20 protein-coding genes are annotated in these 14,207 nt (G+C 73.7%); 7 read left to right on the plus strand and 13 right to left on the minus strand.

Going from position 1 to position 14,207, the window contains the following annotated elements:
* Positions 1–50: 50 nt before the first annotated feature.
* On the minus strand, positions 51–602 hold the full coding sequence (locus tag Asera_RS05015) for a YciI family protein (protein ID WP_030445154.1): 552 nt from the start codon (positions 600–602) through the stop codon (positions 51–53).
* Between the two features lie 25 nt (positions 603–627).
* Positions 628–1,209, minus strand: a complete 582-nt coding sequence (locus Asera_RS05020) for a hypothetical protein (RefSeq protein WP_030445155.1) — start codon at positions 1,207–1,209, stop codon at positions 628–630.
* Positions 1,210–1,295: 86 nt separating this feature from the next.
* On the opposite strand from Asera_RS05020, the gene Asera_RS05025 reads away from it, so the two are divergent.
* Positions 1,296–1,850 carry a histidine phosphatase family protein gene (locus Asera_RS05025; RefSeq protein ID WP_051801950.1) on the plus strand — a complete coding sequence of 185 codons (555 nt, stop codon included), beginning with the start codon at positions 1,296–1,298 and terminating at the stop codon, positions 1,848–1,850.
* A gap of 4 nt (positions 1,851–1,854) precedes the next feature.
* Here the strand turns inward: Asera_RS05025 and Asera_RS33515 are convergent, their stop codons facing one another.
* Genes Asera_RS33515 through Asera_RS05035 form a run of 3 tightly spaced genes read right to left on the minus strand, consistent with a single transcriptional unit; the run spans position 1,855 to position 3,153 of the window.
* Positions 1,855–1,980, minus strand: a complete 126-nt coding sequence (locus Asera_RS33515) for a hypothetical protein (RefSeq protein ID WP_280529699.1) — start codon at positions 1,978–1,980, stop codon at positions 1,855–1,857.
* Entirely contained in the window at positions 1,977–2,228 is a 252-nt protein-coding gene (locus Asera_RS05030) for a hypothetical protein (protein ID WP_211255511.1), read from the minus strand. Before Asera_RS05030 ends, Asera_RS33515 begins: the two co-directional genes overlap by 4 nt.
* Positions 2,221–3,153 (minus strand): phosphotransferase, encoded by a 933-nt coding sequence (locus tag Asera_RS05035; RefSeq protein ID WP_157034696.1) that lies wholly within the window; start codon positions 3,151–3,153, stop codon positions 2,221–2,223. The genes Asera_RS05030 and Asera_RS05035 overlap by 8 nt, the downstream gene beginning before the upstream one ends.
* A 203-nt stretch (positions 3,154–3,356) precedes the next feature.
* Here Asera_RS05035 and Asera_RS05040 point away from each other — a divergent pair, with 203 nt between their 5' ends.
* Positions 3,357–3,755, plus strand: coding sequence for an NUDIX hydrolase (locus Asera_RS05040; protein ID WP_030445158.1), 399 nt, complete (start codon positions 3,357–3,359; stop codon positions 3,753–3,755).
* A 2-nt stretch (positions 3,756–3,757) separates the two neighbouring features.
* Here Asera_RS05040 and Asera_RS05045 read toward each other — a convergent pair whose 3' ends face one another.
* The 3 genes from Asera_RS05045 to Asera_RS05055 form a co-directional block, all read right to left on the minus strand.
* On the minus strand, positions 3,758–4,318 hold the full coding sequence (locus tag Asera_RS05045; protein WP_030445159.1) for a GNAT family N-acetyltransferase: 561 nt from the start codon (positions 4,316–4,318) through the stop codon (positions 3,758–3,760).
* A gap of 88 nt (positions 4,319–4,406) precedes the next feature.
* The gene (locus tag Asera_RS05050; protein ID WP_030445160.1) at positions 4,407–4,907 is read right to left on the minus strand and encodes an NUDIX hydrolase; all 501 of its coding nucleotides are present in this window, start codon (positions 4,905–4,907) and stop codon (positions 4,407–4,409) included.
* A gap of 48 nt (positions 4,908–4,955) precedes the next feature.
* Complete coding sequence (locus tag Asera_RS05055) at positions 4,956–5,216, minus strand: YciI family protein (protein ID WP_030445161.1); 261 nt, start codon at positions 5,214–5,216, stop codon at positions 4,956–4,958.
* 23 nt (positions 5,217–5,239) lie between these two features.
* Here Asera_RS05055 and Asera_RS05060 point away from each other — a divergent pair, with 23 nt between their 5' ends.
* Positions 5,240–6,145 carry a Crp/Fnr family transcriptional regulator gene (locus Asera_RS05060; RefSeq protein ID WP_211255512.1) on the plus strand — a complete coding sequence of 302 codons (906 nt, stop codon included), beginning with the start codon at positions 5,240–5,242 and terminating at the stop codon, positions 6,143–6,145.
* 69 nt (positions 6,146–6,214) lie between these two features.
* On the opposite strand, the gene ddaH is transcribed toward Asera_RS05060, so the two are convergent.
* Positions 6,215–7,084 carry a dimethylargininase gene (ddaH, locus tag Asera_RS05065; protein WP_342344439.1) on the minus strand — a complete coding sequence of 290 codons (870 nt, stop codon included), beginning with the start codon at positions 7,082–7,084 and terminating at the stop codon, positions 6,215–6,217.
* A gap of 100 nt (positions 7,085–7,184) precedes the next feature.
* Between ddaH and Asera_RS05070 the strand changes: the two genes are divergently transcribed.
* The gene (locus Asera_RS05070) at positions 7,185–7,643 is read left to right on the plus strand and encodes an Lrp/AsnC family transcriptional regulator (RefSeq protein ID WP_030445164.1); all 459 of its coding nucleotides are present in this window, start codon (positions 7,185–7,187) and stop codon (positions 7,641–7,643) included.
* A gap of 15 nt (positions 7,644–7,658) precedes the next feature.
* Here the strand turns inward: Asera_RS05070 and Asera_RS05075 are convergent, their stop codons facing one another.
* On the minus strand, positions 7,659–8,702 hold the full coding sequence (locus Asera_RS05075) for a YbjN domain-containing protein (RefSeq protein WP_244843749.1): 1,044 nt from the start codon (positions 8,700–8,702) through the stop codon (positions 7,659–7,661).
* 165 nt (positions 8,703–8,867) lie between these two features.
* Positions 8,868–9,551 (minus strand): molybdenum cofactor guanylyltransferase, encoded by a 684-nt coding sequence (gene mobA, locus Asera_RS05080; RefSeq protein WP_244843751.1) that lies wholly within the window; start codon positions 9,549–9,551, stop codon positions 8,868–8,870.
* A 299-nt stretch (positions 9,552–9,850) separates the two neighbouring features.
* Between mobA and fdhD the strand changes: the two genes are divergently transcribed.
* Positions 9,851–10,753: a formate dehydrogenase accessory sulfurtransferase FdhD gene (gene fdhD / locus Asera_RS05085; protein ID WP_084131046.1), complete on the plus strand. Its 903-nt coding sequence runs from the start codon at positions 9,851–9,853 to the stop codon at positions 10,751–10,753.
* On the opposite strand, the gene Asera_RS05090 is transcribed toward fdhD, so the two are convergent.
* Together Asera_RS05090 and Asera_RS05095 are read right to left on the minus strand one after the other, a co-directional pair.
* Positions 10,675–11,709: a DUF4192 domain-containing protein gene (locus tag Asera_RS05090; RefSeq protein ID WP_051801952.1), complete on the minus strand. Its 1,035-nt coding sequence runs from the start codon at positions 11,707–11,709 to the stop codon at positions 10,675–10,677. The two genes, fdhD and Asera_RS05090, sit on opposite strands and share 79 nt — an antisense overlap.
* Positions 11,710–11,875: 166 nt before the next feature.
* A complete protein-coding gene (locus Asera_RS05095; protein WP_084131047.1) occupies positions 11,876–12,409 on the minus strand; it encodes a GNAT family N-acetyltransferase in 534 nt (177 codons plus the stop codon).
* Positions 12,410–12,521: 112 nt separating this feature from the next.
* On the opposite strand from Asera_RS05095, the gene Asera_RS05100 reads away from it, so the two are divergent.
* Both Asera_RS05100 and Asera_RS05105 read left to right on the plus strand, forming a co-directional pair.
* Positions 12,522–13,388 carry a fructosamine kinase family protein gene (locus tag Asera_RS05100; protein ID WP_030445170.1) on the plus strand — a complete coding sequence of 289 codons (867 nt, stop codon included), beginning with the start codon at positions 12,522–12,524 and terminating at the stop codon, positions 13,386–13,388.
* Between the two features lie 85 nt (positions 13,389–13,473).
* Positions 13,474–14,190 carry an alpha/beta hydrolase gene (locus Asera_RS05105; RefSeq protein WP_035295867.1) on the plus strand — a complete coding sequence of 239 codons (717 nt, stop codon included), beginning with the start codon at positions 13,474–13,476 and terminating at the stop codon, positions 14,188–14,190.
* The last annotated feature ends 17 nt before the right edge of the window (positions 14,191–14,207 follow it).

The following is a 14,207-nucleotide window of genomic DNA, read 5'->3' on the forward strand; positions in this document are numbered from 1 at the left end:
CGCCTCGGGCCGATCGCCGCAGCGTCCGGCGTCCCCGAAGCCGTCGGGCGCTACTCGGGGCGGCCGCCGAACTGCCAGCTGTGCACCTCGATCGCGTCGTAGCGGTCGGGCGTGAGCACGGCACGCGCGGCGTCCGGGTCGGGGGCGCGGAGCAGAACCGCGGTACCCAGCCAGTGGGCGCCGTCGTCGGACAGCAGCGGCCCGTACGCGATCAGCTCGTCCCGGTCGGCGGGCGGCGCGGCATCCACCGGCTCACCCGCGCCGAGCCCGAGCACCAGGTAGCGGCTGCCGCCGGTACGGCCGCCGGGAAACTCCCACATGGTGCGTCCCAGCAGGTTGCGCCACCGGCGCAGCAGCACGTCACGGTAGACGCCGGCCTGGTAGTTCGGCTCCTCGAAGGCGAACCGGCGCGCCGCCGCCGGGTCGGGGAGATCGAGGACGTGCACGCTGCCGGTCGCCGTGTCGAGGTCGTCGGCGAGGGTCGGGCCGCGCGCGATCATCTCCGCCGCGAACCCGTCCATGTAGGACCAGTGCGCCTCGACCAACTCGTCCCGCAACGCCCCGGATCCGGGCCGATCCCGGTGATAACAGAGGAACTCCATCCGCGCAGTCTCGCCGACACCCGGGTCAGCGGGCCAGCGAGTAGCCGGCGGTGGCGAACAGCGCGACGCCGGACAGCACGCCGGAGACCAGGCCGATGACGGGCGCGCCGGCGCCGACCGCGTCGAGCACGAAGCCGGCCACACCCAGCGCGGTCATCGCGGTGCCGAGGACGTGGAACCGGGTGAGCCGGAACGCCCGGCCGAGCCCGAAGAAATGCAGGCCGACGACGACCGCGATCCACGCCACCGCGACCTCGGAGTGGCCCAGCACCCCGTTGATCACGTACAGCCCGGCGAACAGCGCCGCCGTCTCGATCGCGACGATCACCCAGAACCGCCGGTACCCGAAGAACGTCGCCGAGCCGGCACCGGCCCGGTCGGTCGATCCGCTCGGGTCCGAGCGCGCGGCGGCCGGTCCCGGGCGGGGGCGCCGGACGAGCAGGGCGATCAGCAGCACGGCGGCCACCGCGACCCCGGCAAGCCGGACCACCGTCGGCCAGGGTGTGGCGAGCCCGCCGCTGTTGACGACGACGAACACCAGCCCGAACACGATGGCGATCAGCGACCCGACGACCTGGCCCGGGCTTCTTCCGGTAGCGGTGGACATGCCCGCAATCCTGCCTGACCTGCCGGAGCCACCGTACGCGACGCCGGTGTCCGCCCCGGTAGCTGCGCCCCGGTAGGCTGCGGCCCGTGCGGTGGCTGGAGGTACGGCGACACTCACGGACGAAGAAGGGCCTCGCGCGGGGCTGCGGCAGCGCGCTGTCGGCTGACGGGGTGCGCCTCGCCCGCGAGGTCGGGGCGCGCACCGGACCGTTCGGGTACGTGCTGGCCAGCACCGTGCCGCGCACCGTGGAGACGGCGCTGGCGATGGGCTTCGCCTGCGACGACACCGCCGAGATGCCGTCGGGCTACCTGCCCGGCGTGGTGGGCCGGCACGACCAGTGGCGCTGGCCTGCCCCGTACTCCCGTTACGCCGCACTGCTTGCCGCCTCGGCGGAGCTGCGATCGGTTGCAGCCCAAAACCTCGCGCTGTGGACACACGCGGTTCGTGCGGTATCGGACGGGTCCGCCGCGCTGGTGGTCTCGCACGGCGGCGCGATCGAGTTGGCCCTCGTGCACGGCCTGCCGCACGGCGACCACGCGTCCTGGGGCGTCCCGCTGCAGCCCTGCGACGGCGTCCGGCTGGCCTTCGACGGCACCGGATTCACCACCGTCACGTTTCACCGCACCGGATTCGGCGAGTGACGGGTCAGCGCGCATGCTCGACGTGCAGGACGCTCAGCTCGCGCGCGTCCCGGTCGCGCTTGCCGCGGCCGTGCAGGCCGACCACGAGGTCCTCCCCGCCCGGTACCTCGTCGGCGGCGACGTAGGTCATGATGTCCGGGTGGTGGCAGGTGACCGCCAGCCCGACCCCGGATCGAGCGTCACCACGTCGAAGTCGCCGGCCGGACTGCCGGCGTGCACCGGGCCGTACTCCCAGAGCAGTGCGGTGGCGGCCGCCGCGAGATCGGCCGCTGGATCCGGGTTCGGCAGCACGACGTACGTGCCCTGCGCGAACACGACCCAGGATTTCCCGGCGCCGACGATGACCCGCCGCCACGCGCCCGGAGAGCTCTCAGCCATGCGCCAGATCCTGCCAGCCCGACCCACACAGCGCCGCCCCACCATCCAGCGCGGCGAGCAGAAACCGCTCGTACCCTGGTGGCACGTCGCGGCCACCGGACAGCATCCAGTGCAGCCGGCTGATCCCGGTCAACAGCACCGTGACCGTGTACCCCAGCCGGACCGCCGCTGGCTCGAACCGACCGCGGGCGGCGGCAAGATATTCCGGTACCGGATCGTCCAACGTGGACAGCGCCAGGTGGGCGAGATCGGCGCCGACCGGTGCGATGCCGAGCGTGGCCCAGTCGAGTACGACGGTGTCGGCGCCGGCGGCGATCAGGTTGCCGCGGTGGAAGTCGCCGTGCGACAACACGGTCGGCACCGACTCGACCACCGCGAGCAGTTCACGGCGGCGGGCCCAACAACGCAGCAGCGGGCGCGCGACCGGCATATCGGCCCAGTCCAGCGAGGTCACCGCGAGCCGCTGCGCCAGCTGGTGTCCCGCGAGCCAGCCTGGGTCCGTTGCCGGGGTGCTCGTCTGCCACGCCGCCAGCCGCCGGGCCGCTCTGCCGCCGGATTCCGGCCCGCCGGTCGTGTCGGCCAGGTAGACGGTGTCACCCACGACGCCGTAGCAGAGCGGCGCCCTCAATCCGGGGCCACGTGGCAGCAGATCGGACGCGTAGGCGAGCGGTTCGCGCCGCCAGTAGGCGAAGTGCCGGGGATCGCGCGCGCCCGCCGCGTGCCGTCCGGTACCAGCGGGCCTGGCCCGCTTCCGGATCAGCGTGAATGGCCGCACGTCGGCGCCGGTACGCAGCTCGCCGGTGAGTCGGGCCACTCCGCCGGTGGCGGCACCGGTACCGGCGCCGATCGATTCGGCGTGGCGGGACACGAGCGTGCCGGCCATCCCGCCGGCGAGCGCGAGGATTACCTGGTCGGGTAGCTGCATGACGAGATCCCATCAGCGAATCGGCCGGCTCGCAGCCGGTTTGTACCCAGGGAGCGGTGCTGGCCGGTCCGTCTCGGTCCGGGCCCCCGCTGGCGGCACGCCGTCGATCGGTGTCGAGAGGCGCGAGGCAGGAGCAGCCTGGGCGAGGTCACGCTCGGAGGTGGCGGGGTCGGGCAGTGCGTGGGAGGTGGCAGACTGCGGTGGTGCACGTGATCGACAAGGTTGCCTGGTTGAAGGTGCAGGACGGGCGGATTCTGAGCACCCGGTCCCGGGGCAAGGACACCTACTACGTGCCGGGCGGTAAGCGGGAGCCGGGCGAGAGCGACGTGCAGACCCTGGTACGCGAGATCGCCGAGGAACTGGCCGTCGACATCGCCGCGGAGACGGCGGTACACGCGGGTACGTACGAGGCGCAGGCGCACGGCCACGCGGAGGGCGTGCTGGTGCGGATGACCTGCTACACCGCCGACCATGTCGGTACGCCGACGGCCAGCAGCGAGATCGAGGAGGTCCGCTGGCTCGGCTACGCCGACCGGGACCGGGTCTCTCCGGTGGACCGGATCATCTTCGCCGACCTGCACGCGTCGGGCCGGCTCTGCTGACTTCAGTCCGCTGTGGACAGAGCAGATTCGCTGTCGGACAACGTGATCCAGTAGCGGCGGGTGCGGCCGAGTTCGGTGTCCCGGACGTCGTCGAGGACGCCGCCGGCGCGTTCGATGGTGCGCGCGGAGGCGACGTTGTCATCGGCGCAGGTGATCAGCACCCGGTCCATGCCGCGGTCGCGGGCCCGGTCGAGCACGGCGACGAGCGTCCAGCCGGCCAGGCCACGGCGGCGGGCGGACGGGCGCACGCCGTATCCGATGTGGCCGCCGGCCCGAAGCAGGAAGTCGTTGAGCTCGTGCCGCAGCGAGATGGCACCGAGGATCTCGTCGCCCGACACGATCCACCAGTAGCTCGCGTGCACCCGATCCGGCGCCACCGGTACCGAGTCGTCCGCCTGTTGGCGCAGCCGGGCCACCCAGGCGGCGAAGCCGGCGTCGGTGTCCACGTCGTCGGCGTCGTCGTTCAACCCGCTGCCGTCCTGGTGCACCCCGCGACCCCAGTCGTCGCGGGCGGCCCGCCAGGACGCGGCCAGCCGGGCCGTCGGCTCGATCAGTTCGGGCATGCGCCGCAGCGTAGGCAGCCGCCGCCGGTACCGCCAGCCGTTTGCCCGGATCCCCGAGCGGCCGATGCGACCGTCGCCCCGGGCGCCGTCAGTCGAGTTCGGCGGCGGGCAGCGGTACGGGCGGGGCGAACCAGGCGGTACCGGCGGGGTGCAGGGCGGCAGTGATGCAGGCCAGGTGGCGCGGCGGGATGTCGGGCAGCCGGTCCAGCTCGAACCAGCCGACGTCGATCGACTCGTCGTCGTTGACCCGCGGTTCCCCGCCGACGGCGCGGCAGCCGAACGCCAGGTCCAGCATGTACACCTGATCCCTGTTCGGGAACGTGATCAGGTCCATCGACTCGACCCGCAGCAGGCTCTGCACCTCGGCGACGATGCCGGCCTCCTCCCATACCTCGCGGATCACCGCGGTGGCGGGCTGCTCGGGCGGTTCCAGGCAACCGGTGACGAGCGTCCACCGGTGGTTGTCCGCCCGGCGTACCAACAGGATCCGGCCGTCGTCGTGACGGACGACCGCGGTGACACCGGGCAGCGGCAGCGGATCGTGGCCCAGCTTCGACCGGATGCGGGTGACGAACTCGGGTACGGCCATCCGCCGACTCTACGAGGTCTCCGCCGGCCCGGCGAACCGACACCACCGTCAGCGTTCGACGACCGGACGCCAGTCCCGGACCGCGGTGACCTCGACACCCGCGGTCCGGTAGTACGGGTCCGTGTCCAGGATCTGCTCGACCGCATCCCGGTCGGCGGTGAACACCAGCAGGGCGCCGGAGTCGTCGGCCCACGGGCCGGCGGCGAGCAGCGCACCCTCGTCGCGCAGCCGGGTCAGGTAGGCGCGATGCGCCGGGCGGGCGGCGAGCCGTTCGGGTGTGGCGGTGAAGGTGAGTTCGACGACGATCATTCGCCGACCGTACGGTGGATCCCGTGACCAGGCCTGTAACAGGCGATACACCGACCCGGCTGCAAGCCGTACCGCTGTTCGCCGGGCTCGACGATGCGCGGCTGCGGGCGGTGCTCGCCAACTCCGTGCCGCGGCGGTACCGGCCGGGGCAGCCGCTGTGGCACGCCGGCGACGCGGCCGGGCGGCTGGCGATCCTGCTCGCCGGGCGGGTCGCCGCGACGACCGTGACCTCGGCCGGCCGGGTACTTCGGTTCGGCGAGTGGGCCGCGCCGTGCGCGCTGGACAAGGTCGCCGTGATCGACGCCGGCGGGCACACCGCGACGTTCGTCGCGCAGACACCGTGCCGGGTCCGGCTACTGCCGCGGGAACGGTTCCTCGCTCTCGTGGACACCGCCCCGGCGGTGCGCCGGCACGTCCTCCAGCTGCTCGCCCGGCAGGCCCGGGACCAGCAACAACGCTGGGTGGGCGGGACCGGCTCGGCGCAGGCCCGGCTGGCCGCCTGGCTACTCACCGAAGCCGGGACCCCGACCGCCCCGAGCCAGCACGTGGCCCGGGCCGCGACCCCGACCGCCCCGAGGGAACGTGCAGGCCAGACCGGGACCCCGACCGGCCCGAGGGAACGTGCAGGCCAGACCGGGACCCCGACCGGCCCGAGGGAACGTGCAGGCCAGGCCGGGACCCCGACCGGCCCGAGGGAGGAGGAGGGCCGGGCCGGGATCCCGGCGGACGATCCGGGCGGTAGACCCGCGCCGGGCGTCGTGGTCGCGCTGCCGGACAGCCAGCAGGCGCTGGCCGAACTGCTCGGCGTCACCCGGGTCACCGTCAACCGCGCGCTGGCCCGGCTGCGCCGCGACGGCCTGATCGCCGTCGACGGCGGTACCGTCCGGATCCTCGCGCCGGAGCTGCTCGCCCGCCGCGCCGACGACTGAGCAGAGCGCGCCAGCGATCCACGTACCGGCGGTGCCGTCCGGGTTCCCCGGGGCGCGCGGGGTGCAGGGTCAGCGCCGCAGTTCGGCGATGCAGCACTTGACGGAGCCGCCGCCGCGGTGCAGTTCGGTCAGCTCCACCGGCACCGGCTCGTACCCGCGGGCGGCCAGCTTGGCGATCATCCCGGTCGCGGTCGAGTTCAGCACCACGTGCCGGTTGTCGCTGACCACATTCAGGCCGAACGCCAGCGCGTCCGCCTCGTCGGCAAGCAGCGCGTCCGGGAACAGCTGCCGCAGCACCCGCTGCGAGGCCGCGCTGAACGCACCCGGGTAGTACGCGACGGTCGCGTCGTCGATCGAGGCCAGCGCGGTGTCCAGGTGGTAGAAGCGCGGGTCGGTCAGGTGCAGCGAGACGACCGGACGGGCCAGCGCCTCCTGCGCCTCGGCGTGCGCTCCGATCGCGGTGCGAAAGCCGTACCCGGCGAGCACGACGCCGCCCATCCCGGGCACCGCGGGCAGGTAGGCGAAGTCACCCTCGCCCTCGTTGGTGTGCTCCGGGATGTGGAAGTCGCTCCAGCCGTTCGCCAGGTACCAGGCGCGGTGGTAGCCAGCCTCGGCCCGCCGCTGCTGGTAGCGGAACCGAGCCCCGTACACCGCGCCGTCCACCACGAACGCACCGTTCGCCGCGTAGACCATGTCGGGCAGGCTGGACTGCGGATCGAGCACGTGCACCGTGTGGCCCAGCCGGGTCAGCGTCTCGCGCAGCCCGTACCACTGCTTGACCGCGAGCTCGGTGTCGACCGGTTGTTCGGGATGCATCCACGGATTGATCGCGTACTCCACCGCGAAGTGCTCGGGCGGGCACATCAGGTACTCGCGGGTACGGACGGGGCGGGGCGCGGCGGTCGCCGGCGCGGCGAGCGGGGAGTCAGCCGGTACCACCTCGTACTGGCCGGCACGTGGCGTGTCGATCACGCTTACGAAGGTAGATACGCTGGCGGTTCACGGATACGCGGTTCCGTTGCGGGATAGGAGCATTCCGTTGCGTCTTGACGAGCTCGACCGGAGGATCGTTGCGCTGCTCTGCGAGGACGCCCGCTTCTCGTACGCGGAGATCGGCGCTCGGGTCGCGCTGTCCGCGCCGGCGGTCAAGCGGCGGGTCGACCGGCTGCGCGCGACCGGCGTGATCCGCGGCTACACCGCGCTGGTCGACCCGGCGGCGCTCGGCTGGTCGACCGAGGCGTTCGTCGAGCTGTTCTGCACCGGGCGCACCACGCCGGCGGAGATCGAGCGCGCCACCCGGCGACACCCCGAGGTCGTCGGCTCGTACACGGTGTCCGGTGGCGCGGACGCCCTCGTACACCTGCGGGCGTCCGACATCAGCCATCTGGAGCAGGCGCTGGAGCGGCTGCGCGCGGAACCGTTCGTGACCCAGACCCGGTCGATGATCGTGCTGTCCCGGCTGGTCGACCGGCCCGCCTCCGGCCTCACCTCATCCTGACCCCAGTCGTACGGGTCAGAGATACATGCCGGTGCGCTCGGCGCGGCTGACGCCCTTGTCGCCCTCGCCGAAGAACCGCTTGCCGCCGAAGTCGCCCTGCAGCCGGTCGTCCAGCTCGTCCGCCAGCCGCGTCATGACCTGCAGCGCGAGCAGCAGGTGGGTCGGCTGGAAGTCTCGCCCGAACACCGGCACCGAGGCCCACACGGTGCTCTCGGTGCAGTACAGCCGGCCGATCGGCATCCGCTGGGTCAGCTGGGAGAGCCGCTCGTAGAGCCGCTCGTCCGGCTCGACCTCGGTCAGTATCGGCGAGTACACATCGACCAGGCGCGGGTTGTCGTTGATCTTGACGAACACCATCGCGGAGCCGGCCCGCACGCTGAACTCACCGTCGTCGTCCGGGTTCAGCGCGTCGGGGTCGGTCTTCGACAGGCTCGCCACGACCGTGCGGACCTGCTCCTCCAGCGGGATGTCGTACGCCGCCACCGCCGACGACGGGGTGTGCGCGGCGAGCACCGTACCGGCGGCGACCGGACGGGCCGACCCCAGCGCGGGCAGCACGTCGTCGCCGCTCACCGTGTATGTCAGGAACGCCGGGTGCGGTGCCCCGTACACGTCGCGCAGGGTGCGGGTGACCACGCTCGCGACGCCCGGCGCCTCGTCCATCGGCACCCGAAGGCCGAACCGGTCCGCGGTCTCCTCGACCACACCCGGCGGCGACCAGCCGAGCGCCACCAGGTCGCCCACCGCGACCCGGTCCAGCCGGTACTCCTCCGGCAGGCCCGCGTTGCCCACCGCGTCGGCGTGCACCACCGACTGCGGCAGCACCCGCAGGACCACGTCGTACACCGCCTCGCCGGTACCGGTGGCGGTCGGGTCCAGGGTCACGGTGAGCCGGCTGCCGACCGGCATCGCCGGCAACGCCGCCTCCAGCGCGGTCCGGAAGTCGGACCAGGCGCCATCGACCTTGCCACGCAGGTCGACGGTGGCCGGATCGCCGATCACCGTGCGCTGGGTCAGCGTCGCGCGCGCCGCACGCGCAGCTTCGGGCCGCTCGCTCACGTGGCTCTCCCCTCCCCGGGTCGACCCGCCACCGAGCGCCGCCGGCGGGCCTCACGCGCCCACCCTATCCACTCGCCTCCGCCCCGCAGTCGGCTCGGTGCCACCCGGACGATCACGGCGATATCGGACGCCAGCCCGCCGCGCCGCCACGCGGACGGGTTCGGATCACCGGCCCGACTCGGCCGGCCCCGGCCGGTTCGGCCGGGCACCGCGCAGCGTGGCAGCGGCGCGGGCGGCGGCATCGGGGGTGTCGCAGTCGTACCAGGGCGGGGGATCGGCGGAGGCAACGACCGGCACGTGTCGCAGCGGGGCCAGCAGTGCCCGGACCGAGCTGCCGGCAAGCGCTTTCCCTGCTACCCCGCCGGCCTCGGCGCAGCGCCGCACCAGCGCCGGCAGTCGCCACACGCCGCACAGCAGTTGCGGGCGACCGTCGTCGACGTAGACCGCACCAGCGATGCCGGCCGGGGCGGACCGCAGCGCGTCGAGCAACACGGTCACGGCCTGCTCCGACAGCAGCGGCTGGTCACCCGCGAGCACCGCGACGCAGGAGGGCCCGTCCCCTGGTCGACGGGAGCGGCCGCCGTGGCGGACCGCGGCCAGCACCGCACCGGCGCCGGCGGCGATCGCCGCAGCCGGGCCACCGAGCGGCGGGTCCTCCCGCACCACCACGACGTCGTGGGGGACCGCCTGATCGGGACCGACCACGACTCGGGGCCAGGCCCGGGGCACCGCGGCCAGCACCCGGTCGAGCATCGGGGTGCCCGCCACCGGGATCGCCGGCTTGTGCCGGCCACCCCACCGCCGGGCGGCGCCACCGGCGAGCACGATCGCCGCAAGGTCCAGGCTCACGCCCCGAGCCTATGGCCCGGACCGCAGGCTCGTCCGGTGTCGGCGTGCGGGGTGTTCGGGAGTCGATCCGGGGGTGGGGAAGCCGACGCCGAGGGCCGGGTGTGCGGGATCGCGGGGGACGACCCTCGGCGTCGGGGCTGGTGCGACCGGACGGCGCGGGCCGCCCGGCGGCCGGTGGGCCCGCCAGGACGGTGTGGCCGCCAGGCCGGTGTGGCCGCCAGGCCGGTGTGGCCGCCAGGCCGGTGTCGGCCGCGCGGGCAAGGTGGCAGGGCGAGGCGATGCGGTCTAGCGTCTGGTGGGTGGGCAGGATGACGGACCGGCGGCCGACCGTGCGGATCGTCGACGACCGGGAATCGCACCGACCGGACACGTTGGTGGTCGAGGAGCCGCTGGAGATCAGGGTGGACGCAAGTCCGCTCGCGGTCACCATGCGGACGCCTGGGGACGACGTCGATCTCGCGGTTGGTTTCCTGTGCACCGAAGGCGTGGTGCGAAACAGGGACGACGTGCGCACCGCACGGCACTGCTCGGGCAACGTCGTCGGCGAGGCGAACGCCGGCAACGTGCTGGACGTGACACTCGCTCCCGACACCCCGGTGCCCAGCGTCGATCCGACCCGGAACTTCTACACCACGAGCAGCTGCGGGCTGTGTGGCAAGGCGAGCATCGACGCGGTGCGCACCCGCACCGCGTACCCGGTCGCGGACGACGACCTGCGGGTGTCGGTGGAGACCCTCGCCGCGCTGCCGGACCGGCTGCGGGAGGCGCAGCGGATCTTCGATCGCACCGGCGGGCTGCACGCGGCCGGCCTGTTCGCCCCGGGCGGTGCCGCGTGGTGCGTGCGCGAGGACGTCGGCCGGCACAACGCCGTCGACAAGGTGATCGGCTGGGCGCTGCGCAACGACCGGCTGCCGCTGCGCGGCAGCGTGCTGCTGGTCAGCGGTCGGGCGAGCTTCGAGCTGGTGCAGAAGGCGTCGATGGCGGGGATCCCGATGCTCGCCGCGGTGTCCGCGCCGAGCACGCTGGCGGTCGACCTCGCCGCCGAGGTCGGCATGACCCTGGTGGGCTTCCTGCGCGGTAACCGGATGAACGTCTACACCGGAGCCGAGCGGGTCGTGGCCGATCACGAGTCGACCCCGTCCGACGTGGAGGTCGGCGTGGGCCGCCAGGCGGTGGGCGGCAGGCCACCGGCCAGCGCCTGAGCCAGCAGTAGCGCCATCGAGTAGCTCGGATCCACCGCGAGGGCCCGGCCGAGCGCCATCATGCCGACCGCGCCGTCGCCCTGCTGCCAGCAGACGAATCCGGTCAGCGCGGCCGGCGCCGCCAGGTACTCGTCGGTGACCCTGCGCAGCACGTCCGTCCACAGTGCCCGGTGACCGGCCAGGTCGCCCTCGGCGAGCAGCCACGCCTCGTCTCGAACCTGGGTGGCGGCGAGCACGATGCCGAGCCAGGCGACCTCGTCGTCGGTCAGCCGGACGGCCGGGTCGGTGCCGTACCGCCGGGCGGCGTCGCGCACCGCGGCCAACCCGTCGGCGAGCATCCGCTCGGCCGCGGCGGCCGGGGTCGGTGCGGTGTCGAGCAGCGACTGCAGGCGCAGTTCGGCCCGGTGCGTGGCGCGCTCCATCGCCACCCGGGCAGGGCCGGTGACCGGCGCGAGCTGGGCGGCCAGCGCGTCGCGGGACGGCAGGGCGACGAGGCCGGCGAGCGTGGCCTCGGCGGCGACCCGGGACGGCACACCGAGCGGCTGCCCGTCCGGCGGGCAGCAGTCGGACCGGCGGCAGGAGTCGGACCAGAACCGCCCTGCCTCCGTACGCAGCCGGTCCAGCACCGGTCGGCCCGCGTCGGCGAGCGCGGCCGCGACGGGTTCGCTGATCGGGTCGACCCGCTCGGCCGGCCCGTAGCCGATGATGATGACACCGGTCAGCGACTGCGCCGAGAGCATGGCGGCGATCCGGTGCGGCGCGGGTGGGTCGGCGAGGTCGGCTCGGAAGCAGAACGCGATCCTGCCTTCCCGCAGGCCGACCACGACCAGGCTGTCGGTGGGGTGGAAGCCCAGCAGGTAGGGGATGACCGCGAGCAGGTCGGCCGGTCCGGCGAGGCGGATGGCCGGCGCGGTGTGTGGTGCGCCGGGCGGGGTGGTGTCGGGTGCGCGGGTCATGCGGCCCAGCGTCCGGCGGCGGCGCGGGCCCGGCCAGCGAGCACCGTGACCTGTGGACAAACTGTCCACAGGTCGCACCGTCCGTGACCGCGATGACCGCTGCGCCAGCGTGGAGCGGCGCAGTCAGCTACCGCCGGTCACTACCTCCATCGTCCACTGTGGACGATCAGTACCGGAAGCGGAGGTCGTGCAGGTCGATGCCGTCGCGCCAGGCCCGGCCGGACTCGGTCAGGTCCAGCGTCAGCGTCAGGTGCGCCAGCACGTCGTACCCGGCGCGATGGAAGGAACGGATCGCGTCCAGGTTGCGGGTCGACGGCGAGATGGACAGCTCGCTCAGCCGGCGCCGGCGCGCCTCCGCGGCCACCCGGTCCAGCAGCGCCCGCCCCACCCCGGCACCCCGGTACGGGCCGGCCACCACGATCGGGTCGACCTCGCCGCGGCGGCCGTGCAGGATCAGCCCGGTGAAGCCGATGACACCCGCCTCGGCATGGTCGGCGACCCACATTCCGGACAGTTCCAGCCGCGCCATGAAGTGTTCGAACCCGGCGCCCGGGTCGTCCTGGCGGGGCGCGTCGTAGCGGCGCCGGTCGTCGTCGGTCAGTTCGGCCCACAGGTCACGGCAGGCCCGATGGTCCAGCGGGCGGAAGGACCGGATCGTGGTCTGCGCGTTGATCGGGGTTCCCGTCGCGGTCTCTGCCATTACTTCTGCATACTCCCCCGCGGCCGTTCCCGCCTGTCGTTGCCCGTCCGCACCGGACAGCGAATTCGGCCGGCACAGCAGGGCGAACCGGATTCCTGGGTACCCTTCCGGCGTGGACCTCGGTTATCTGCGCGAGCATCCGAACCAGCTCGCGACGTTCCTCAAGCACCAGCGCATCCGCACCACACCGGTCGCCGGCGGCTCGATCTGCCAGGCCGAACGGCTCACCCTCGACGACGGTACGGACGTGTTCGCGAAGAGCCGCCCGGGCGCGCCCGACGACTTCTTCGCCATCGAGGCCGCCGGACTGCGCTGGCTGCGCGACGCCGCCGGCGCACCCGTCCCGGAGGTCCTCGCCAGCACCGCGGACATGCTGGTGCTGACCTGGGTCCAGCCGGCCGAACCGACCCCCGCGGCGGCCGAACGGTTCGGCCGGGAACTCGCCGCGACGCACCGGGCCGGGGCGCCGTCGTTCGGCGCCGAGCGCGACGGATACCTGGGCACGCTGCCGCTGGACAACACGACCGGCAGCGCCTGGCCGGCGTGGTTCGCCGAGCACCGGCTCCGCCCGTACCTGCGGCGGTCGGTCGACAACGGCGCGCTGGACGGCACCGACGCCGGCCGGATCGACGCGGTACTGGACCGCATCGAGACGCTCGCCGGCCCACCGGAGCCGCCGGCCCGGGTGCACGGCGACCTGTGGCCGGGCAACGTGCTGTGGTCGGCCGGCCGGGCCTGGCTGGTCGATCCGGCCGTGCACGGCGGCCACCGGGAGACCGACCTCGCCCTGCTCCGGCTGTGGGGCGGGCTGCCCCACCTGGACCGGGTGCTCGCCGCCTACCAGGAGGCGTTTCCGCTGGCCCCCGGCGCCGCCGACCGGGTGCCGCTGCACCAGCTGTACCTGCTGCTCGCGCACACCGCACTGTTCGGCGCGGCGTACCGCGGCGAGGTCCTCACCGCCGCCACCGCGCTCCTGTAGCGAGGCACATCTCGCCGCGGCGGTGGCGGTGAGTTCGTTGCCTGGGCGTGACCGGTGAGCCACCTTCGAATATCTATCGTGCGGCATGCGCAGGTTCACGGGGATTCTGCTGGTCACGGTGGCACTGCTCGCCGGCTGCGGTACGGCGAGCGGGGATGGCGGCCCGAGCCGGTCGCCGCGCGCCGCGCCGAGCCCGAAGGTGAGCTGCCCGGAGGCGGGCGGCCGGCGGATCAGCTTCGGCGCCGACCACGCCACCGGCCCGCTGTACGGGTCGGGCAGCAGCGGCGTGGTGCTGGTCAACCAGAGCGACCTGGACTGGTGCGGCTGGTTCCCGCTGCCGAAGGCGATCGCCGGCAAGGGCCGGATGTACCTGGGCTTCGACACCGCCAAGGACGGTACCGTCGCCGACATCGGCAACGCGGTCGCCGAGTTGCGGCGGCGCGGCGCGAAGCACGTCGTGGTGGTGGGCGCCTCGGCCGGGGCGCGCGACTCGCTGGTGGCCGCCTCGAAGATCACGCCGCGGGTGGACGCGGTGATCGCGCTCTCGCCGGAGCGGCGCGACTACGTGCTGGCCGCGGTGCCGAAGCTGCGGGTACCGACGTTGATCGCGTCGGCGCGGCAGGACAGCTGGGTACCGGCCGCCGACGCCAAGGCGATCGCCGCGGCGGTGCCCGCCCGGTACCGGCATCAGGCGCTGATCGACGGGTCCCGGCACGGCATCGACATGGCCACCTACGACGCGCCGAAGTCGGTGCTGCGCACGATCTCGGCGTTCTTCGCCAGGTACGCCCCGGCCGGCTGACCGCCACCCGGGGCCAG

Source organism: Actinocatenispora sera, assembly GCF_018324685.1.
GTDB classification, from domain to species: Bacteria; Actinomycetota; Actinomycetes; order Mycobacteriales; family Micromonosporaceae; genus Actinocatenispora; species Actinocatenispora sera.